Origin of the sequence: Streptomyces sp. NPDC050674 (assembly GCF_040654575.1) — a bacterium.
Classification (GTDB): Bacteria; Actinomycetota; Actinomycetes; order Streptomycetales; family Streptomycetaceae; genus Streptomyces.
The window spans coordinates 1-20138 of record NZ_JBFAIG010000036.1 but is presented as its reverse complement, the minus strand read 5'-3'; the positions used below and the strand labels follow the sequence as shown (position 1 = coordinate 20138).

Sequence of the window (20138 nt, the reverse complement as noted above, 5' to 3'; positions counted from 1 at the left end):
CGCTGTCGGAGGCGCCCTTGGCGCTCACCGTCACGTCCGAGGAGGTGGCCGCGAAGAGCTTGTCGAAGGTGGTGGACATGGTGTCCGTGAAGACGCGCACCGGAAACGTTCCGGTGCGGCCTCGTCGTGTGACGGCGTCTGTGACGGCCGCCGTGACCGCGTCGTCGGCTCCGCGGTCACGGCGGCCAGTGGGTCAGCGGGTGTCGGTCAGGCCGCCGGTGACGGCGATGACCTCGCCGACCGTGAAGCTGGAGTCCGCGTCGGAGGCCAGATACACGTACGCGGGGGCTATCTCCTCGGGCTGGGCGACCCGGCCCATCGGCGCCGAACTGCCCAGGTCGGTGAGGTAGTCGTCCGGAAAACGCTGGCCCGCGAGGTTCAGCACGGTCCAAGTAGGTCCCGGGGACACGACGTTGGCACGGACGCCCCGTTCGGCGAGGTGCGAGGCGATGGACTTGGTGAAGACGACGGGACAGGTGGGGCAGCGCGGCCATCACCAGGTGGAAGTAGGCGTAGACGTTCGTCTTGAAGACGCGGTCGAAGTCCTCGGCGGTGAGGTCCGTGAGGTCGTTCTGGCTGTTGAGGTAGGCGGCGTTGCTCACCAGGACGTTGAGGCCGCCCAGTTCGGCGACGGTGCGCTCCACCACGTCGGCGCAGAACGACGCGTCGCACAAGTCACCGGGCAGCAGCAGGCACGTGCGGCCTTCCTTCTCCACCGCCGCACGCGTCTCGACGGCGTCCCGTTCCTCTTCGGGCAGGTACACGATGGCGACGTCGGCACCTTCCCGGGCATAGAGAACGGCCACCGAGCCGGCCGCTCGTCCGGTGTCGGCCCGGTGACCTTGTCCTCCGACATGGGTTGCGCTCCTCCTTCTTCTTCGGTGGCTCTTGGTCCTGTCCGTCCGGCGGGTACCCGCACGCGGGGCGGCACACGACAGCCGCATGCGTGGAACGCCACGGGAGCGACGTCGATCTCGGTAGCTCCGTGCGCACTCTCCGTATCCGGCTCCGGCGCCGCCCCCACGGCCGACCCCCCTGCGCCACCCGCATTCCTCTTCGCCCTCACGAGCCACTGAACAGGGGAGACAGCGAAACCGCAGCGGCCGTGTCATCCGAGCGTGGTCACCTCGCAAGGACGTCACGCTGTGTGCCTTTTTCGCTTTCCGACCGGCGGAGAACCGGCTGTGTACACATGGCGATCACGTCCTCGTGGCAAAGGCAGAAATGGCGCGAGCGGTGAATGGCGATCAGGTTTTATCAAAACGGACATAGGGGTGTCAGTCGCCGCAGATGAGCTAAGATTCGAAAACGGTTGACCCCGAACCGTGCAGTCGCCTAAGATCTTGATCATTGCGGGGAAATTTTTCGGCTGGTGGTTACCGGGGGGCGGCTGCTTGTGTTCTTCTTTCCATCTTGGGATTTGTTGTGCCTGATGTGCCCTGCCCGAGGTGATTCCACAGCTGACTGACCCGCGGATCTCGCGCGGAAGTTCACCCGTCAACTTCTACTGACCACTGTGGCGTTCACGGTCCATCGCGGCTCCTGGCATCACGCATGCCATGGCTCGGTGGCCAGATTCGCCATGCCGTGACGCGGTCCGAGTGCTCTCCAGATGAACCATCGCCGACCTCAGAGCGAGATTTCGAGGAACTTCTGTGTCTTATCGTGTCCTAGTGGTGCAGCCGGCGTTCTCAGCGAACGCCTACGTCGCGCATGCCCGTTCCATAGGCTGGGATGTCGTCGTCGCCTCCTATGAGAAAGGGGGCCGCGTAATCGCCGACGCGGTACGCTCGCTTACCACCGAGATAATCACGGTGGACACCAATGACAAAACTGCCCTCGAGGCCGCTGTCGTTGAATCCCATGAGCGAAACGCGATTCATGCCGTGGTGGCCGGAGGTGAATACTACGTACCCGGTGCCGCGCAATTGTCGGCGCGCCTCGGACTGCCCGCCCTGACCCCCACAGCCGTCGATCAGGTGCGGCACAAGGGGAAAATGCGCCAAGCAGTGGCCGACGCCGGCCTGGAAGTGCCCAAGTTCGTGGTCGTGAGCGCACCCGCGGACCTCGAAGCGGCCTGTGCGCACGTCGGATTCCCCGCCGTCATCAAGCCCGTCGATTCCGGCGGCAGCGTCCACGTCTCGCGTGTCGACAGCATCGAGGAGGCGCGCGTGGCGCTGGCCGCGATGCACGCCGAGGAAGGGCTTGAATTCGACCGCGAGCTCACCCGCGACGCGATCCTCGAGCAATACGTGCCCGGCACGGAGTACAGCGCCGACGGATATGTGCGCGACGGAGAAGTGGTCGTCGTCGCGGTGACCCGGAAGCTGCTCGGCCCCGAGCCCCGGTTCCTGGAACTCGGGCACCTCACGCCCGCCCCGCTGGACGAGGCCACGCGCCACGAACTGGCGTCGTACGCCACACGCGTCGTCGAGGCCGTGGGCATCACGACCGGCCCGTTCCACTGCGAACTGCGCCTCAGTGACAGCCGCCCGGTCCTCATGGAGGTGGCCGCGCGGCTGCCCGGCGACAAGATCACCGAGCTGATGGAGATGGCCACCGGCCTCAGGCTGCCGGGCAAGGTCCTCGCGGACATCACCGGCGCCGACCCGGAGGGCTCGGGTGCGTACCGCGAGCCCGTCGCCAAGGCGGCCGGCATCCGCTTCCTGACGGCCGGCGGCGCGGGTTCGTACACGCGACTCGACGGCTGGGCCGAACTCGCCGCCGAGCCCTGGGTGGTGGCGAGCCACGTCCTTGTCGAGCCCGGCGCCGGAATCAAGACGGACGAGGCCGACTACAGCTGCCGGATCGCCGCCGTCGTCTTCACCGCCGACTCCCCCGAAGAGGCCCACGAGCGCTGGTCGGAGATCGGCGACCGCGTCCGCGTGCTCGGCGCCTGACACGTCAACGCTGCCCGGTGCCCCACAACCGAAGGAAAAACACGATGGAACCCCTCCGCCTCCACTGGTGCTCGCCGCCCGACACGGGACAGGCCACGCCCACGGACACGTACAAGATCGGCAAGCTGGACATGGGCGCGGTCACGGACTTCGTCCAGGAAGCCGAGGAACTCGGCGTCGACAGCCTGCTGTTCGGCATCTCCAACTACCTGCCCGACCCGCTGCCGGTGCTCGGCGCCCTCTCGCAGGTGACGGACCGTGTCAAGTTCATGCTGGCCTACCGCCCGGGCCTGATGTCGCCGACCTTGTTCGCGCAGGTCGTCAACACCCTGTCCTGGATGACGGACGGGCGCATGTCCCTCAACATCGTCTCCGGCATCTCCCCGGCGGAGCAGGCCGGTTACGGCGATTTCCTCAGCCACGACGAGCGCTACGCCCGGTGCAACGAGTTCCTCGAGGTCATCCGCGGCCTCTGGGAGGGCGAGTCGCCCATGAGCTACGACGGGCAGCACTACACGCTCAAGGACGCCTCGCTCGGCCTCGGGCACAAGGGCGGTGGCCGCCCGGAGATCTACATCAGCGGCGCCTCCGCCGTCGCCCAGCAGACGGCGATCGCCTCCGGCGACTGCTGGCTGCGCTACGGCGACACCCCCGAGGGCATGGCCAGGGCGAGCAAGCCGCTCCTCGACGCCGGCCGCCGCGTGGGCACCCGTATGCACGTGCTGTCCCGCGACACACGCGAGGAGGCGGTCGCGGAGCTCGCCAACCTCATGCGCAACCCCGACGAGGACCACACGGCGTGGATCCGCCAGTGGGTGAACACCACCGACTCCGAGGCGGTGAAGTCCTCGTACCAGCTGGCGGAAAGCGCCGAGGACGAATGGCTCTCGCCCTACATCTGGACCGGTGCCGTGGCCTACCGCGGCGGTCCGGCGCTGTGCATCGTCGGCAGCCACGAGGAGGTCGCCCGCTACATCCACAGCTACAAGGCAGCGGGCATCAGCGAGTTCATCTTCTCCGGCTGGCCGACCCGTGACGAGATGCGGAACTTCTTCACCCACGTCGCTCCCCTGATCCGTCGTCTCGAGGAGCAGGAGTCATGAGCGGGCGGGAAGAGCGCGAACTGCTGCTCGTCGGCGTCGGGATCATGGGCCGCCCGTACGTGGCGGCCGCCCGCCGGCTGGGCCTGCGGGTCCGCGGTATCGAGTCGCAGGACTGGGCCGCCGGCATCGAGGGCCTGGTCGACGCCGTCGAGCCGAGCCAGGGCCAGTACGGCTCGCTGGACGAGCTGTGGGCGGAGACCGCCCACGCCACCGCCCTGCGCAGCCGCCCGGCCGGGATCTTCGGGTTCACCGAGTGCCACGTCCTGGGCGCCGCCCTGGCCCAGGAGACCCACGGGCTGCCCGGACCGTCCCTCGGGGCGGCCGTGGTCTCGCGGAACAAGGCACTGCAGCGCGGGCGCTTCCGCGCCCACGGGATCGGTCAGCCCGACTACCTCCTCACCAACGAACTGGCCGGGGCGGCCGAGTGGGCCAAGGCTCGCCTCCCCGTGGTGATCAAGCCGCTGTCGTCGGCAGGCAGCGACGGCGTCGAACTCGTCGCCGACGCCGCCGCCTTCGACGCCGCGGCGTCACGACGCGCCTCGGAGCGGCCGCTGCTGGTGGAGACCGCCGTCGAGGGCCCCGAGTACAGCTGGGAGGCCCTGGTCCGCGACGGCGAGGTCTGGTTCGCGAACCTGACCGCCAAGACCACCACGGGCGCCCCCAACTTCGTCGAGCTGGAGCACCGGGCGGCGGTGTCCCTGCCGCCCGCCGAGGCCGAGCAGGTCGCCGAACTGGGCCGGTCCGTCATCGCCGCCATCGGGATGCGCACCGGCATCGTGCACCTGGAGTTCCGGATGACGAGCTCCGGCCCCTCGGTGATGGAGGTCGCGGTCCGCACACCCGGCGACTACATCATGGAGCTGTGCTCCCTGGCATACGGGATGGACTGGTTCGAGCTGGTGCTGCGGCTCGTCGTCGGTGACGAGCTGCCGCCGCCGCCCGAGGGCCCGGTGAAGTTCTCGGCCAGCATCTTCGTGGTCTCCGACCCCGGCGAGGTGATCGCCGTCGACGGTCTCGAGGAGGTCCGCGCACACCCCGCCGTCGTGGACGCCACCGCCAAGGTGAAGACCGGCGACACCGTCCAGCGGACCTCGTCCTCCTTGCAGCGCACCGGCTACGCGGTGCTCGCCGCGGACTCGCGCGAGGAACTGGAAGAAGCCATCGAGTTCGTCCGGCGAACCCTGTCCATCAAGACGGTTCCCGTGGCGACGGAGGAGTGACCATGCACATCGTCGTCGTCAACCGCTGGCCGCGGTTCACCGAAGGGCCGCGCTGGGACTTCTCGATGGGCCGCTTCGAGGAACTCATCGACCACGAGCGGCACCGCGTCAGCTACGTCGTCGACGCGGTCGGCGCCACCGGGGTCCTCGCCGCTCCCGAGCGGATCGCGAGCATGGTCCAGATCGAGGACGTCAACGACTTCGAGGCGCTGCGCGACGCGGTCCGCGAGGTCGCGGACGAGGTCGGCCCGGTCGACCGGCTGATCGCCGTCTCCGAGTTCACCCTCGGCATCGCGGCCGAGGTCCGCGAGGCACTCGACATCCCCGGGCCCCGCCCGGAGGACGTCGCGTCCTACCGCAACAAACTGCGGATGAAGGAGCTCGTCGCCGAGGCAGGCGTCCGCGTGCCCCGCTTCGACGCCTGCGAGAGCGCCGAGTCCGCGCTGGAGTTCGCCCGCGCCACGGGCTTCCCGCTGATCCTCAAGCCGGTGTCGGGGGCCGCGAGCATGGGCGTGCACCGGGTCGAGGACGAGGCCGCGCTCACCGCGCTGCTGTCGGAGGTCGACCTCGGCGACTACGAGCTCGAGGAGTTCGTCGAAGGCGCGATCTACCACGTCGACGGGTTCGCGGACGAGGACGCGGGCATCCCGTTCATGGCGGTGTCCCGCTACATCAACGACTGTCTGGCCTTCGAGGCCGGCGGGCAGCCGCTCGGCTCGGTCGTCGTCCAGGACTGTCCGCTGCGCACCCGGGTGCACGACTTCGCCCGGCGCTGCGTGTCGGGTCTGGGCATGACCTCCATGCCGTTCCACCTGGAACTCTTCGTCACGCCCGACGGGGACCTGGTGTTCCTGGAGATCGCGGGGCGCATCGGCGGGGCCGAGGTGCCGTACCTCATGGACAAGGTCTTCGGGGTCAACCTCTTCGAGCTCTGGCTGGATGCCCTGTGCGAGGGCCGGGCGACGGTCCCGCCGCAGACGGGCGACCCGTCCGGCGGCTGGCTGATCATCCCGAAGCCCGCCGGACTGCCGGCCGAGGTCGTCTCGGTGACCTCCATGCGGGACGACTTCGCCACGATCTGGCGGGAGTTGGTGCCCACACCGGGCGAGGTGATGGAGCCCGGCGGCAGCTACGACGCGGTGCACAGCGGGCGGTTCATCTTCACCGGCGACGAGCCGGCCGTCGAGGAGGACATCCGGAAGATCATCGCCGGATTCCACATCGAAACCGTTCCGGTGTCGCAGTGAGGAGTCTCGTGCCGGGCCGTCCCCGGCCGAGCGCAAGGGAGCGATCGAGCTTATGACCACACGATCCAAGCTGCACCAACGGCTCTTCGCCGGCGGTGTCCTTCTCAGCGTCGTCGCCGAGCAGATGGTGATGTTCGCCCTCCCGCTGCTCATCTTCCAGGACACCAAGGAGGTGTCGGCCCTCGGCCTCGCCTACGCGATCGAGTGGCTCCCGGCCCTCCTCGCGTACCCCTTCGCCGGTCTCCTCGCCGACCGTGACGGCGGGGCACGGCTCTTCTCCGTCGTCACGACGAGCCGGGCCGTCGTCCTCTGCGGCGCCCTCGTCGGCTGCCTGGCCGCACCCTCACTGCTGACGCCCATCCTGATGACGGCCGCGCCCCTGCTCTCGCTGCTGATGGCGCCGGTGCGCATGTCCGTGGAGAAGGTCGTGCCCCAACTGGCCAAGGACGCCGAACTGGCCAAGATCCAGGGCCTGGTGCAGAGCATGGAGGTCTCGGCGATGGCCGTCGGTCCCGCCCTGGCGATGCTGGGCGCGGCCTTCATCGACAAGGTGTGGCTGCTCGGCGCGGCCGCGGCGGTCTTCGCCATCGCCGCTGCCTGCTGGCTGCCGTTGCCGCGCGGGCAGCGCACCCCCAGCAGCGGCGGAGCCGCGGAGATCGTCGCCGAACTCCGGCTGGGCTGGTCCCTGCTGGTCCGCAGCAGGCCGCTGGTCCTGCTGGCCTCGCTCAACTTCTCGATCAACCTGGTCTTCGCCGTGGTGCTCGCCGCCAACGCCGCACTCGTCACGGGTGTGTTCGACGCCCCGGAGTCCTCGTTCGCCCTGCTGAACATCTGCATCGGCGTACTGGGGATCGTCAACCTCCTGGTCATCCCGTTCCTGCTCCGCTACGTCAACGTGCGGATGCTGGGGATCTTCGGCCTCGCCCTGCTCTGCTCCTGTCTGCTGCTCATCGGCTTCGCCTCCTCCATGCTGCTGTACGGACCGGCGTTCGTGGCGGCCATGGTCGGAGTGACGTACTTCAACGTCTTCAACCGGACGCAGCGCATCCAGGTCCTTCCCCAGGAACACCTGGGAAAGGTGATGGGGCCGTTCTATCTGCTCAATATGCTGGCCATGCCCATCGCGGGACTTCTGGTGGCCGGCTCCGGTTCCGGCCTGGGACCGCAACAACTCGTCCTGATACTGGCCGTGGCGCTCACCGCTTTCGGTGCGCTCATGCTGCCGCTGACGATCCGGGCTTTCGGCCGCGCGATCGCCGCACGTGAGGCGACTCTCGTGCCCGCGACCGTGGAATAACCCGCGACCGTGGGATAACGGTCACCGCGAAGGGGCGGCGGCGCTTACAAAAACACCAACACGGGCCGTTGGTTTCTTCGGCCTGCCCAAAAACAGATTCACGAGTTGTTCCGCGAAGGGACTTGATGGACGTCGGTTTGGCACGCTTCAGCGAACTCTTTGGCTCGTTCCCGACCCCGATCGCCATCGTGACGGCGACGGACGGAAAGGGTGAGCCGTACGGTTTCACCAGCAACGCCGTCTGTGCCGTGTCGGCGGCGGCCTCGATGCTGCTGGTCTCCGTCGGCAAGGAGTCCCGCACACTGCCGGCGATCCTTTCGTCGCAGGCGTTCGCGGTGAACTTCCTCTCCTCGTCCGGGCGCGAGGCCTCGCAGGTCTTCGCGAGCAAGGCCACGGACAAGTTCGCGCATGTCGAATGGCGGCCCTCGGCTATTTCCGAAGGTGCGCCGCTGCTTTTCGATGTCGCGCTCGGTCTTGCAGAATGCAGGGTTGAAAATGCGATCGAAGTGAGCGATCATTGGCTTGTCATAGGCCGGGTGGAAGGTGCTGCGATCTTCCCCCGTGAGCCACTTCTCTACCGTCGGGGCGACTACGGTGTCTGGTCGCCGCTGAACGAGTTCTCCACTCTCTAGCGGGATATTCGGGGCCGAATCTCTCGATTCCCCCGCTCGCCACTCCCGAGAACATCTCGACTTTCTCCTGCTCGAACAGGAAAACGGAAGGGTTTTGCATGGATATCGGGGCCGTAGACCACGTCGAGTTCTACGTCGGAGATGCCCAGCAGTCCGCGTTCTACCTCTGCACCGCTTTCGGCTTCCGTATTTGCGGCCAGGCCGGTCCCGAGACCGGGCAGGCCGACTACCGCTCGCTGCTGCTGCGCCAGGGCGGCATCGAGGTGGTCCTCACCTCCGCCCTCAACCCCTCCCACCCGGCCGCGTCCTACGTGATGCAGCACGGTGACGGTGTCGCCAACATCGCCTTCGAGGTCAGCGACGCCGCCAAGGCCTTCGAGCTGGCCGTCGAGCGGGGCGCCACCGCCGTCGAACAGCCCACCGTCCACAGCAAGGACGGCACCGAGGTGGTCACCGCCACGGTCCTGGGCTTCGGCGACGTGACCCACCGGTTCGTCCAGCGCACCGGCGACCGCGAGCAGTTCCTGCCCGGCGTGATGGACATCATCGCCGCCGACCCCGAGGCGGGCGAGGAACTGCTCAGCACCGTGGACCACGCGGCGATCTGCCTGCCCGCCGGCCTGCTGCGCCCCACGGTCGAGTTCTACGAGAAGGTCTTCGGCTTCTCGCAGATCTTCGAGGAGTTCATCGAGGTCGGCACCCAGGCCATGGACTCCAAGGTCGTCCAGAGCCCCTCCGGCAAGGTGACCTTCACCCTGATCGAGCCGGTCACCGACCGTGAGCCCGGCCAGATCGACACCTTCCTGGCCCGCCACGGCGGCGCCGGCGTGCAGCACCTGGCGCTGCTCTGCGACGACATCGTGGGCACCGTGCAGACCCTGGAGAAGCGGGGCGTCAACTTCCTGCAGACGCCGGGTTCGTACTACGACCAGCTCCAGGAGCGCTTCGAGCGCTCGAACCTTCAGGTCGAGGACCTGCGCCGGACCAACGTCCTGATCGACGAGGACCACTGGGGCCAGGTGTTCCAGATCTTCACCCAGTCCCAGCACGTACGGAAGACGTACTTCTGGGAGGTCATCGACCGGCACGGTGCCCGCACCTTCGGCAGCGGCAACATCAAGGCGCTCTACGAAGCGGTCGCCCGCGAGAAGGCCGTCTCCTGACGCGCCTCGGCGCACCGTCCCCGCACCGCACCACGCACCTGTGAGGAAGCACATGACCATCGAGGACACCCAGAAGTTCACCCTCACCGACGAGGAGCGCGCGCTGCTCCCGACCGACGAGGACGTCGTCTTCTACGCCGAGCACGGCTGGTACCTGTCGAAGAAGCTGTTCACCGACGAGGAGATCGAGCAGCTGGAGGCCGCCAGCGAGCGCTTCTACGCCGGCCACCGTGACCGCACCCTGCCGGTACGCCCGCCCAAGCTGGCCTACTGGGAGCCGGACAAGGGCGACGTCCAGCGGCACAACGACTACATCCACTACGAGGACGACACCATAGGCCGCATCCTGCGCAAGCCGCTGCTGGGCGCCGTCGCCGCGCGCCTGGCCGAGGCCGAGCAGATCCGGGTGTTCCAGTCGACGCTCATCTACAAGCCCCCGGTGGCGCAGGAGCAGTCGAACATCGTGCCCTGGCACTTCGACCGCCACTACTGGTCCACTTCCACCTCCGAGCGGATGCTGACCGCGTTCATCCCCTTCCACGACTGCGGTGAGGAGATGGGCACCATCACGATGGTCGACGGCAGCCACCTGTGGAAGGAGACGGCCGACAACGACACCACCTCCCTGCACTTCGCCGAGCGCGACCGCTCCGAGCTGGACCAGATGCTGGAGGACAACGCGGCCTACAACGGGGTCGAGGTCAAGAAGATCCCGGTCTTCATCCCCAAGGGCCACGTCAACTTCCACCACTGCCGCACCTACCACGGCAGCGGTGCGAACGTCAGCGACCGCCCGCGCCGCGCCATCTCCTTCCACCTCCAGGACGGCGAGAACCGCTACCGCGACTTCTTCCGCTCGGACGGCACCCAGGTGCACTACAACCACGACATGCTCGTGCGGCGCACCGTCGAGGGCACCCCCGACTACAGCGACCCCGAGTACCTGCCGCTCCTGTGGAGCCACCACTGATGCGAAGTGCCGCAGTGGTCGGAACCGGCCTGATCGGTACGTCGATCGCCCTGGCCCTCCGGGGCCGGGGCGTGACCACCTACCTGATCGACGCGAACCCGGAAACGGCGCGCACCGCCGAGGACCTCGGGGCCGGCATCGCAGCAACACCTCGTGGCCCGGTCGATCTGGCGATCATCGCGGTACCTCCGCGGCACGTCGCGACGGCCCTGAAGGAACACCAACTGCGGCACCTCGCCCACGACTTCACGGACGCCGCCAGCATCAAGGAACTGCCCCAGCGGGAAGCGGACCAGGCCGGCTGCGACCTGACCCGCTTCGTCGGCGGGCACCCCATGGGCGGCCGGGAGCAGTCCGGCCCGCTCGCCGCCCGGGACGATCTGTTCCACGGACGGCCCTGGGTGCTCACCCCTTCCGTGCACACCCGGGCGCAGACCGTCGAACGCGCCCGGCACCTGGCCGAGTTGTGCGGCGGCCGGCCCATCGTGATGGCCCACGCCGAGCACGACCGCGCGGTGGCGCTCACCTCGCACGCCCCGCACCTGGTGTCGAGCCTTATCGCGGGGCAGTTACTGCACGGCGACCCGTACCAGCTGGGGCTCGCCGGACAGGGACTGCAGGACATCACCCGCCTCGCAGCGGGCGGCGCCGACCTGTGGACCGACATCCTCGGCTCCAACGCCGTGGCCGTCGCCGACGTCCTCTCCGGTTTCGCCCGGGACCTGCACCAGGTGGTCGACGCCCTGCACGGCCTGGGCACCGCCGACGAGCCGGAGCAGCAGCGCCTCCACACGGACCGGCTCACCACGGCCCTGGTCCGCGGTGTCCAGGGCCGGGCCCGGATCCCCGCACGCACCACGGCCCCCACCCTGAGCACGGCCTACGCGGCCGCGCCGAGAGGAGTCTGAGCGGTGACACAAGCCGCCAAGCCGTCCCCGCAGGCCCTGGCGCTCGACGAGCTGCACGGATCGCTCGGCGACCCGGTCCTCGACGCCATGAACTTCCTCAACGAGGTGGTCGGCCGCTTCCCCCAGGCCATCTCCTTCGCGCCGGGCCGGCCCACCGAGGGTGACTTCGAGCCCGAGGACCTCACGCGCCACCTGCGCACGTACACCAGCCACCTGCGAGACACCCTGGGCTGGTCGGTCGACCAGGTGCGAACCCAGCTGTTCCAGTACGGCCGCACCAACGGGATCATCCACGAGCTGATCGCCCGGACGGTCGCCAACGACGAAGGGATCGAGGTCCCCCCGGAGGCCGTCGTGGTGACGACCGGCTGCCAGGAGGGCATGCTCCTCGTCCTGCGGGCGCTCTTCGCCGCGCCCGAGGACACGCTCCTGGTCAGCTCGCCGTGCTACGTGGGCATCACCGGTGTGGCCCGGCTCCTGGGCATCCGCGTGCGGCCCGTGCCCGAGGGCCCCGCCGGTCCTGACCCGGAGGCCGTGTCGGCGGCCGTGCGCGCCGCCAGGGAAGCCGGTGAACGCCCTCGGGCCTTCTACGTCGTCCCGGACTTCGCCAACCCCTCCGGCACCAGCATGAGCCTCCCGGACCGCGAGCGCCTGCTGCGAGTGGCCCAGGAGGAGGATCTGCTCGTCCTGGAGGACGACCCCTACGGCTTCTTCGTACGAACGGGCCCGGCTCGTCCCACCCTCAAGGCCCTCGACACGGGCCGCCGCGTGGTGCACCTGGGCTCCTTCGCCAAGACGGCGCTGCCCGGAGCCCGGGTGGGCTACGTCATCGCCGACCAGGAGGTCATCGGCCCGGGCGGCCGGCGCTCGCTGCTCGCCGACGAGCTGTCCAAGATCAAAAGCATGACCACCGTCAACACCTCGGCCGTCAGCCAGGCCGTCATCGGCGGACTGCTCATCGAGAGCGGCTGCCGGCTGCGCGAGGCGAACGCCGGGGCCATCGCGTACTACCGCAGGAACATGGACACCCTCCTCGACGAGCTGGAGCGGCACTTCCCCGCGGAGCGCCGGGCCGGGCTCGGCATCTCCTGGAACCGTCCGGACGGCGGCTTCTTCACCGTCGTCACCGTGCCCTTCGCCGCCGACCACAAGGCCCTGGAGCTGTCCGCGCGTACCTACGGCGTGCTGTGGACTCCGATGAGCGACTTCCACCTGGACGGCGGAGGGACCCACCAACTGCGCCTGTCGTGCAGCGCGCAGAGCCCGGAGGCCATCATCGAGGGCATGGCCCGGCTGGCCGCCTTCATCACCGCGCGGAGCACCGGCACCGCCGCCTGACGGCCGGTGTCCCGCACCCCTTGACCAGTACGGCGAACGGAGAAGATGTGGTGCTGGCGTTGTGCGAGTACGAGGCAGCGGCCAAGGAGCGGCTGCCGCGGCCGGTGTGGGACTTCTTCGAGGGCGGCAGCGGCACCGAGTCGATGCTGACGGCCGGACGGGAGGCCCTGGACCGGATCCGGCTGCGGCCGCGCTGTCTCGTCGACGTCTCCCACTGCGACCCCCGCACCGAGCTGCTCGGGGCGGACCTCGCCGCCCCCCTCGGCATCGCCCCCATGGCGTACCACCGACTCGCCCATCCGGCGGGCGAGGTGGCGACGGCGAGGGCCGCGGGTGAGGCCGGTGCCCTGTTCACGGTCAGCATGTTCGCGAGCCGGACGCTGGAGGACATCGCCGCCGCGGCCACCGGCCCGCTGTGGTTGCAGCTGTACTGGCTCAAGCGTCGTGACCTCCTGGTGGACCTGATCCACCGGGCCGAGGCCGCCGGTTTCCGCGCGCTGGTCCTCACCGTCGACGCGCCCCGGGTGGCGTTCCGTCCCCGTGACGCCGCCAACGGGTTCGCGGTGCCCCCGGACATCCGGGCGGTCAATGTGGCGCACGACGTGATGGCCGCCTCGCACGGCGGCCGGGACGGGGAGTCGGCCATCGCCCGGCACTCGAAGGAGCAGTTCGACGCCTCGATCACCTGGGAGGACCTCGCCTGGCTGCGCGAAGCGACCTCCCTGCCCGTGGTGCTGAAGGGCGTCCTCACCGGTGAGGACGCCGAACTGGCCGTCAAGCACGGCGTCTCGGGGCTGGTCGTCTCCAACCACGGCGGCCGCCAGCTGGACTTCTCCCACTGCGCCCTCGACGCCCTCGCCGAGATCGTGGACGCCGTCGCCGGGCGGTGCGCGGTGGTCCTCGACGGCGGGGTACGGCACGGCGCCGACATCGCCAAGGCCTTGTGCCTGGGCGCGGACGCGGTGATGGTCGGACGCCCGGTCCTGTGGGGGCTCGCCCACTCCGGCGCGCAGGGCGTCGCGGACGTCCTGCGGCTGCTCATGGGCGAGTTCGAGGAGGTCATGGCCCTGATGGGGGCACCGACCGTGGCCGGCTTCGAGCGGTCCGGGGTGGTCCTCCCCGGATGTGCCCACGTCTCCGCCTGACGCCGCGCGTCCACGCAGACGCCGAAAGGCTCCCCCCGCCCGCACCGCGTGGTACGCGGCGGGCCGAGGGAGCCTTTTCGCACGGTTGCCGGGAGCGCGGCGTCAGCCGAGCTGTCCGGCCGGCCGCAGGGTGATGTGGTTGATGTCCACGCCCGCGGGCTGGCCGAGGGCGAAGACGATCGTGTCCGCGATCTGCTCGGGGGTCATCGACGGTGCCGCCTCGGGGGTGCCGCCGCGCTCGTCCCAGAACGGGGTGTCCACCACCCCGGGGGCGATGACGGTCACGCCGACGCCGTCCTTGCCGACCAGCAGCCGGGTGTTCTCGGCCAGCGCGTGCGCGGCCCACTTGGTGACCGAGTACAGGTTGCCGGGCGTGTTGCGCACCCCGGCGACCGAACCGATGATCACGATCCGGCCCTTGGACTCCCGCACGTGCGGCAGGGTCTCCCGCACGAGCAGGGCCGGGCCCAGGACGTTGGTGAGGACCATGGCGCGCATGTCCTCGGGGGCGTGGCTCTCCAGGTTGCCGGGCAGCGAGAAACCGGCGTTGGCGATGACGTGGTCCAGCCGGCCCCACGCGTCCACGACGTGGCGCACGGCGGACGCGACGTCGTGCTCGTCGGCGGCGTCGCCGGTGATCGTCAGCAGTCGCCCGCCCGCTCCGGCCGAAGCGGCGAACGCGGCCAGCTTGTCCGCGTCACGTCCGGTGACGGCCACGCGGTGGCCCTGTTCGAGCAGGGCGCGGGCGGTGGCGGCGCCGATTCCGGTCGAGCCACCGGTGATCAGCGTGACGGGTTCCATGCCGGCCTCCTCAGTGATGTGGTCACCGGGGGCCCTCCGGGGTCGCCGACGTCGATGAGCGCGAGGTCGACCGACTCCGGGCCGCCGCCGGTGATCCGAAACGCCTGCACTATATCCAGAGGTTTTCCCGCCGAGCCGGTACACCATCGCCGACCGGCCACGATGCCGTGGGAAGTGGCCGAACTCGTCATGCTGGCCGCCGCGTTGGGCCCAGCACGGGGCAGGGGCCCGGGCCGCGCGCTCACCCTCTTCGTGCGCCGTGTGACCCGGGCCGCGCCACCGGATCACCTCGATCCACCGGTCCGGGCCGGCCAAGGCGCCGTCCTGACAGGGCTCGGGCCCTTCGTGGCCTTCTCCACCGCGGCCCGAAAGCCTGGCTGGTCCTGAGGGAAGTGTGGACGCACGGGGCCGAAGTCTTCTAGCCTGTCGGCAGACCATCACGGTCGTCGATGTGATCCGACAGCGCGGTAGCCATCGACTTCTTCTTTTTCCGAGCTGTTGCCCCCGCTCGGCGTAGTGGCCTGCTGAAGCACTCCTGGCGTGCCGAAGCGGCGACATCCCGGTACGGCATCGGCGCGGCAGCGCGCGCCCCAAGCCTGACAGCAACCTGTTCCAGAAGGGGTGCATTGTCATGTTCATGAGAATCAAGAGGTCTGCGGCCGCGCGCTGGCCGGCCCTCGGTTCGGCTCTGCTCCTGATCGCGGCCGCTCTCGTGGGGGCCTTATCCAGTGCGCCCCCGGCCTCGGCGCACCCGATCAACCCCGCCGACTTCCAGCAGGTCCAACTGGCCCGCGGGGTCGCGGAAGTCGGTGAGCCGATGTCGTTGGCCGTCCTCGCCGACCGGTCGGTGCTGCACACCGCTCGCAACGGGACCGTGCGCCGCACGGATGCGGGCGGCACCACCAAGGTGATCGGCACCATCCCCGTCTACGCACACGACGAGGACGGCCTGCAAGGCATCGGCATCGACCCGGGTTTCGCGACCAACCGGCACATCTACCTCTACTACGCCCCGCCGCTGTCCACACCGGGCGGCGACGCCCCGACCACCGGCGGCAACTGGTCGGCCTGGCAGGGTGTCAACCGGCTGTCCCGCTTCACGCTCAACGCCGACTTCACGCTCGACCAGTCCAGCAGAGTGGACATCCTCGACGTGCCGGCCGACCGAGGCATCTGCTGCCACGCCGGCGGGGACATCGACTTCGACGCGGCGGGCAACCTGTACCTGTCCACCGGCGACGACACCAACCCGTTCGAGTCCGCCGGATATTCTCCACTCGACGAGCGGACCAACCGCAACCCGGCGTTCGACGCGCAGCGCTCCGCCGCCAACACCAACGACCTGCGCGGCAAGATCCTGCGCATCAAGGTGAACGGCAACGGGTCGTACTCGATCCCGGCAGGCAACTTGTTCCCGCCCGGCACGGCAAGGACCCGGCCGGAGATCTACGCGATGGGCCTGCGCAACCCGTTCCGGATGAGCGTGGACAAGGCCACCGGCATCGTCTACGTCGGCGACTACGGCCCCGACGCCGGCGCCACCTCGGCGCGCGGGCCGCAGGGCCAGGTCGAGTTCAACCGCGTCACGGGCCCGGGCTTCTACGGCTGGCCGTACTGCACCGGCACGAACACGAGCTCCGAGACGTACGCCGAGTGGGACTTCGCCACCAACACGGCAGGCTCGAAGTACAACTGCTCCGGCGGGCCGACGAACAACTCCCCCCACAACACCGGCTTGAGCACCCTTCCCCCCGCCAAGGCCGCCTGGATCCGCTACGGCGGCGAGGCCGGCAGCCCGCCGGCGTTCGGCAGCGGCTCGGAGTCGCCGATGGCGGGCCCGGTGTACCGGTACGACCCCGACCTCAACTCGCCCACGAAGTTCCCTCAGTCGTTCGACGGGCAGTTCTTCGCCACCGAGTTCGGCCGCGGCTGGATCAAGCCGATCCATCTCAACGCCGACGGCTCCCCGGGGACCATCGACAGCTTCCCCTGGACCGGCAAGCAGGTGATCGACTCGGCCTTCGGCCCGGACGGCTCCTACTACGTGCTGGACTACGGCACCGGGTATTACCAGGGCGACCAGAACTCCGCCCTGTACCGCTTCGACTACGTCGGGAGCGGCAACCGGGCGCCCACGGCGGTGGCCGGCGCCAACCGGACCTCCGGCGCGGCGCCGTTGACCGTGACGTTCTCCTCGGCCGGCTCGTCCGACCCCGAGGGCGGGGCACTGACCTACGCGTGGAGCTTCGGTGACGGCACCAGCTCCACCGCCGCCAACCCCACGAAGACGTACGACACGAACGGCGACTACACGGCCAGGCTGACCGTACGCGACCCGCAGGGTGCCACCGGCACCGCCGACGTGCGCATCACCGTCGGCAACACCGCGCCGACCGTGACCATCAACAGCCCCGCCGCAGGCGAGATCTTCGCCTTCGGCGACACCGTGCCGTACAGCGTCACCGTGACGGATCCGGAGGACGGCACGGTCGACTGCGCCAAGGTCAAGCTGACGTACATCGTCGGTCACGACAGCCACGGCCACCCGGTCACCTCGAAGACCGGTTGCTCCGGCACGATCACCATCCCGGTCGACGGTGAGCACGACGACGCGGCGAACATCTTCGGGGTCTTCGATGCCGAGTACACCGACAAAGCCGGGCTCACCACGCACACGCAGCACATCCTTCAGCCGAAGCACCGGCAGGCCGAGCACTACAAGACCTCGTCCGGCATCGCCATCTACGACAAGTCGACCGCCGAGGGCGGCAAGTCCGTCGGTGACATCGAGAACGGCGACTGGATCGCCTTCGAGCCGTACAAGCTGAACAACGCCACGTCGTTCAGCGCCCGGGTGTCGTCAGCCGGCGCGGGCGGCACGTTGCAGGTCCGGGCCGGCTCGCCGACCGGCACCGTCCTCGGCTCCGCCACCGTCCCGGTCACCGGCTCGTGGACGAACTTCACCACCGTCAGCGGATCGATCTCCGGCGCGCCGGCCGGCACCACCACGCTCTACCTGACCTTCACCGGCGGCTCCGGATTCCTCTTCGACGTCGACGCGTTCACCTTCAATCCCAGCGGTGGCCCGACCCCCGGCGCGGGTCCGATCGTAGGGGTCGCGAACAAGTGCCTGGATGTCCGTGACGGCAGTTCGGCGGACGGGACGGCGGTGCAGATCTCGTCGTGCACGGGCTCGGCCAGGCAGCAGTGGACGGTGACGCCGGGGTCGACGGTCAAGGCGCTGGGCAAGTGCCTGGATGTCAGCGGCAGCAGCACGGCGGACGGGGCGAAGGTCCAGTTGTGGTCCTGCAACGGTGGCGCCAACCAGAACTGGCAGGCGTCTTCGGACGGATCGCTGCGCAACCCGCAGTCGGGCAAGTGCCTGGACGTGTCGGGCGCCAACTCCTCCGACGGCACCCTCGTGCACCTGTGGACCTGCCACGGCGGAGCCAACCAGAAATGGACCCTGCCCTGATGCCTGTCACCAAGAAGGGAGCGACGGACATGCGCAGACATCCCCGAATCCTGCTGGGCGGGGCGGCGGCCACGACACTCGCCGCCCTGGCCCTCCTCACGCAGCCCACACCCGTCAGTGCCGCGGACACGCCCTACGACGTCCTCGTGTTCTCCAAGACGGCCGGTTTCCGGCACGACGCGATCCCGGCAGGGATCCAGGCCATCCGCGACCTCGGCGCGGCGAACAGTTTCACCGTGACGGCCACGGAGGACGGCAACCAGTTCACCACCGGCAACCTGAGCCGTTACGAGGCGGTGGTCTTCCTCAACACCACCGGCGATGTCCTCAACGACGCTCAGCAGTCGGCGTTCCAGTCGTACATCGGATCGGGCGGCGGTTTCGTCGGCGTCCACTCGGCCGCGGACACGGAGTACAACTGGCCGTTCTACGGCGAGCTGGTCGGCGCCTACTTCGCCTCGCACCCCGCCGTCCAGCAGGCCAACGTCAAGGTGGAGGGACGGGCGCACGCGGCGACCGCCCACCTGCCGCAGACATGGACCCGCACCGACGAGTGGTACAACTTCCGGACCAACCCCCGTGCCGGTGCGCGCGTGCTCACCACGCTGGACGAGTCGTCGTACTCGGGCGGCTCGATGGGCGCCGACCACCCGCACAGCTGGTGCAAGACCCACTCGGGGGGCCGGGCCTTCTACACCGGCGGCGGACACAGCCAGGCGTCGTACGCGGAGCCGGCGTTCCGGACGCACCTGCTCGGCGGCATCCGGTACGCGGCCGGCCGGACCAAGGCCGACTGCCGGCCCGAGACCGGCTACACGACCCTCTACAACGGCGCGACCACCGGCTGGTCGCAGGCCGGCCCGGGCGGCTTCACCAACTCGGACGCCACCCTCACCTCGCACGGCGGCATGGGCATGCTCTGGTACAGCGCCCGGCAGTTCACCAACTACTCGCTGAAGCTGGACTGGAAGATGCCCGGCGACGACAACTCCGGCGTGATCGTGGGATTCCCTCCGACGAGCGACCCGCAGTCGGCACTGGACAACGGCTACGAGGTCCAGATCGACGCCACCGACGCGCCCGACCGCACGACCGGCTCGGTCTACGCCGTCAAGGCCCCGGACACGGCTGCCCGGGACTCGGCGCTCAACCCACCGGGCGAGTGGAACACCTTCGAGGTGCTGGTGGAGGGCGAGCGGCTCCAAGTGCTGCTCAACGGCGTGAAGATCAATGACTTCACCAACACCGACCCCGCCCGCTCGCTCGCCGGCCACATCGGCATCCAGAACCACGGCACGGGAGACGACGTGTCGTTCCGCAACGTCCGGATCAAGGAGCTGGGCGGCAGCCCGCCACCCACCCCCGGCGCGGGTCCGGTCGTAGGGGTCGCGAACAAGTGCCTGGATGTCCGTGACGGCAGTTCGGCGGACGGGACGGCGGTGCAGATCTCGTCGTGCACGGGCTCGGCCAGGCAGCAGTGGACGGTGACGCCGGGGTCGACGGTCAAGGCGCTGGGCAAGTGCCTGGATGTCAGCGGCAGCAGCACGGCGGACGGGGCGAAGGTCCAGTTGTGGTCCTGCAACGGTGGCGCCAACCAGAACTGGCAGGCGTCTTCGGACGGGTCGCTGCGCAACCCGCAGTCGGGCAAGTGCCTGGACGTGTCGGGCGCCAACTCCTCCGACGGCACCCTCGTGCACCTGTGGACCTGCCATGGCGGAGCCAACCAGAAATGGACCCTGCCCTGAGCTGACGCGGCACGCCGGAAGGGCCACCTGCCACTGTGCGGTGGCCCTTCCGGGATCTCAGGCAAGGAGAAGGACGCCGCCGCTCAACGACGGCTCCATTGCTGGTTGGTGCCGCCGTGGCAGGACCAGAGGGTGATCTTGGTGCCGTTGGCGGTGCCGCCCGCGTTGGCGTCGAGGCACAGTCCGGACTGGAC

At 69.3% G+C, this 20138-nt stretch carries 16 protein-coding genes and 2 pseudogenes; 14 read left to right on the top strand and 4 right to left on the bottom strand.

Annotated features, from left to right (window positions below):
* Nucleotides 1-193: 193 nt before the first annotated feature.
* Complete coding sequence (locus AB0I06_RS33780; protein ID WP_363122684.1) at nucleotides 194-409, bottom strand: SDR family oxidoreductase; 216 nt, start codon at nucleotides 407-409, stop codon at nucleotides 194-196.
* 118 nt (nucleotides 410-527) lie between these two features.
* A pseudogene (locus tag AB0I06_RS33775) lies at nucleotides 528-944 on the bottom strand (SDR family oxidoreductase); the annotation flags it as partial.
* A gap of 711 nt (nucleotides 945-1655) precedes the next feature.
* On the opposite strand from AB0I06_RS33775, the pseudogene AB0I06_RS33770 reads away from it, so the two are divergent.
* The 12 genes and pseudogenes from AB0I06_RS33770 to AB0I06_RS33715 all read left to right on the top strand — a co-directional run.
* A pseudogene (locus tag AB0I06_RS33770) lies at nucleotides 1656-1892 on the top strand (hypothetical protein); the annotation flags it as partial.
* 105 nt (nucleotides 1893-1997) lie between these two features.
* Nucleotides 1998-2900: an ATP-grasp domain-containing protein gene (locus tag AB0I06_RS33765; protein ID WP_363122687.1), complete on the top strand. Its 903-nt coding sequence runs from the start codon at nucleotides 1998-2000 to the stop codon at nucleotides 2898-2900.
* A 44-nt stretch (nucleotides 2901-2944) separates the two neighbouring features.
* The gene (locus AB0I06_RS33760; RefSeq protein ID WP_363122683.1) at nucleotides 2945-4003 is read left to right on the top strand and encodes an LLM class flavin-dependent oxidoreductase; all 1059 of its coding nucleotides are present in this window, start codon (nucleotides 2945-2947) and stop codon (nucleotides 4001-4003) included.
* On the top strand, nucleotides 4000-5223 hold the full coding sequence (locus tag AB0I06_RS33755; protein WP_363122682.1) for an ATP-grasp domain-containing protein: 1224 nt from the start codon (nucleotides 4000-4002) through the stop codon (nucleotides 5221-5223). Before AB0I06_RS33760 ends, AB0I06_RS33755 begins: the two co-directional genes overlap by 4 nt.
* 2 nt (nucleotides 5224-5225) lie before the next feature.
* Nucleotides 5226-6470: an ATP-grasp domain-containing protein gene (locus AB0I06_RS33750; RefSeq protein ID WP_363122681.1), complete on the top strand. Its 1245-nt coding sequence runs from the start codon at nucleotides 5226-5228 to the stop codon at nucleotides 6468-6470.
* 52 nt (nucleotides 6471-6522) lie between these two features.
* Nucleotides 6523-7767: an MFS transporter gene (locus AB0I06_RS33745; protein ID WP_363122680.1), complete on the top strand. Its 1245-nt coding sequence runs from the start codon at nucleotides 6523-6525 to the stop codon at nucleotides 7765-7767.
* Between the two features lie 125 nt (nucleotides 7768-7892).
* Nucleotides 7893-8399 (top strand): flavin reductase family protein, encoded by a 507-nt coding sequence (locus AB0I06_RS33740; protein WP_363122679.1) that lies wholly within the window; start codon nucleotides 7893-7895, stop codon nucleotides 8397-8399.
* Between the two features lie 98 nt (nucleotides 8400-8497).
* Nucleotides 8498-9562: a 4-hydroxyphenylpyruvate dioxygenase gene (gene hppD, locus AB0I06_RS33735; RefSeq protein ID WP_363122678.1), complete on the top strand. Its 1065-nt coding sequence runs from the start codon at nucleotides 8498-8500 to the stop codon at nucleotides 9560-9562.
* A 52-nt stretch (nucleotides 9563-9614) separates the two neighbouring features.
* On the top strand, nucleotides 9615-10532 hold the full coding sequence (locus AB0I06_RS33730; RefSeq protein WP_363122677.1) for a phytanoyl-CoA dioxygenase family protein: 918 nt from the start codon (nucleotides 9615-9617) through the stop codon (nucleotides 10530-10532).
* Nucleotides 10532-11440 (top strand): prephenate dehydrogenase, encoded by a 909-nt coding sequence (locus tag AB0I06_RS33725; protein WP_363122676.1) that lies wholly within the window; start codon nucleotides 10532-10534, stop codon nucleotides 11438-11440. The genes AB0I06_RS33730 and AB0I06_RS33725 overlap by 1 nt, the downstream gene beginning before the upstream one ends.
* A 3-nt stretch (nucleotides 11441-11443) precedes the next feature.
* Nucleotides 11444-12778 (top strand): PLP-dependent aminotransferase family protein, encoded by a 1335-nt coding sequence (locus AB0I06_RS33720; protein ID WP_363122675.1) that lies wholly within the window; start codon nucleotides 11444-11446, stop codon nucleotides 12776-12778.
* Nucleotides 12779-12798: 20 nt separating this feature from the next.
* Nucleotides 12799-13923 (top strand): alpha-hydroxy acid oxidase, encoded by a 1125-nt coding sequence (locus AB0I06_RS33715; RefSeq protein WP_363122674.1) that lies wholly within the window; start codon nucleotides 12799-12801, stop codon nucleotides 13921-13923.
* 102 nt (nucleotides 13924-14025) lie between these two features.
* Here AB0I06_RS33715 and AB0I06_RS33710 read toward each other — a convergent pair whose 3' ends face one another.
* Nucleotides 14026-14724: an SDR family oxidoreductase gene (locus AB0I06_RS33710; protein ID WP_363122673.1), complete on the bottom strand. Its 699-nt coding sequence runs from the start codon at nucleotides 14722-14724 to the stop codon at nucleotides 14026-14028.
* A gap of 631 nt (nucleotides 14725-15355) precedes the next feature.
* Between AB0I06_RS33710 and AB0I06_RS33705 the strand changes: the two genes are divergently transcribed.
* Nucleotides 15356-18199: a carbohydrate-binding protein gene (locus AB0I06_RS33705; RefSeq protein ID WP_363122672.1), complete on the top strand. Its 2844-nt coding sequence runs from the start codon at nucleotides 15356-15358 to the stop codon at nucleotides 18197-18199.
* A gap of 29 nt (nucleotides 18200-18228) precedes the next feature.
* A complete protein-coding gene (locus tag AB0I06_RS33700) occupies nucleotides 18229-19944 on the top strand; it encodes a ThuA domain-containing protein (protein ID WP_363122686.1) in 1716 nt (571 codons plus the stop codon).
* Nucleotides 19945-20027: 83 nt separating this feature from the next.
* On the opposite strand, the gene AB0I06_RS33695 is transcribed toward AB0I06_RS33700, so the two are convergent.
* Nucleotides 20028-20126 carry an RICIN domain-containing protein gene (locus AB0I06_RS33695; protein ID WP_363122685.1) on the bottom strand — a complete coding sequence of 33 codons (99 nt, stop codon included), beginning with the start codon at nucleotides 20124-20126 and terminating at the stop codon, nucleotides 20028-20030.
* Between the last annotated feature and the right edge of the window lie 12 nt (nucleotides 20127-20138).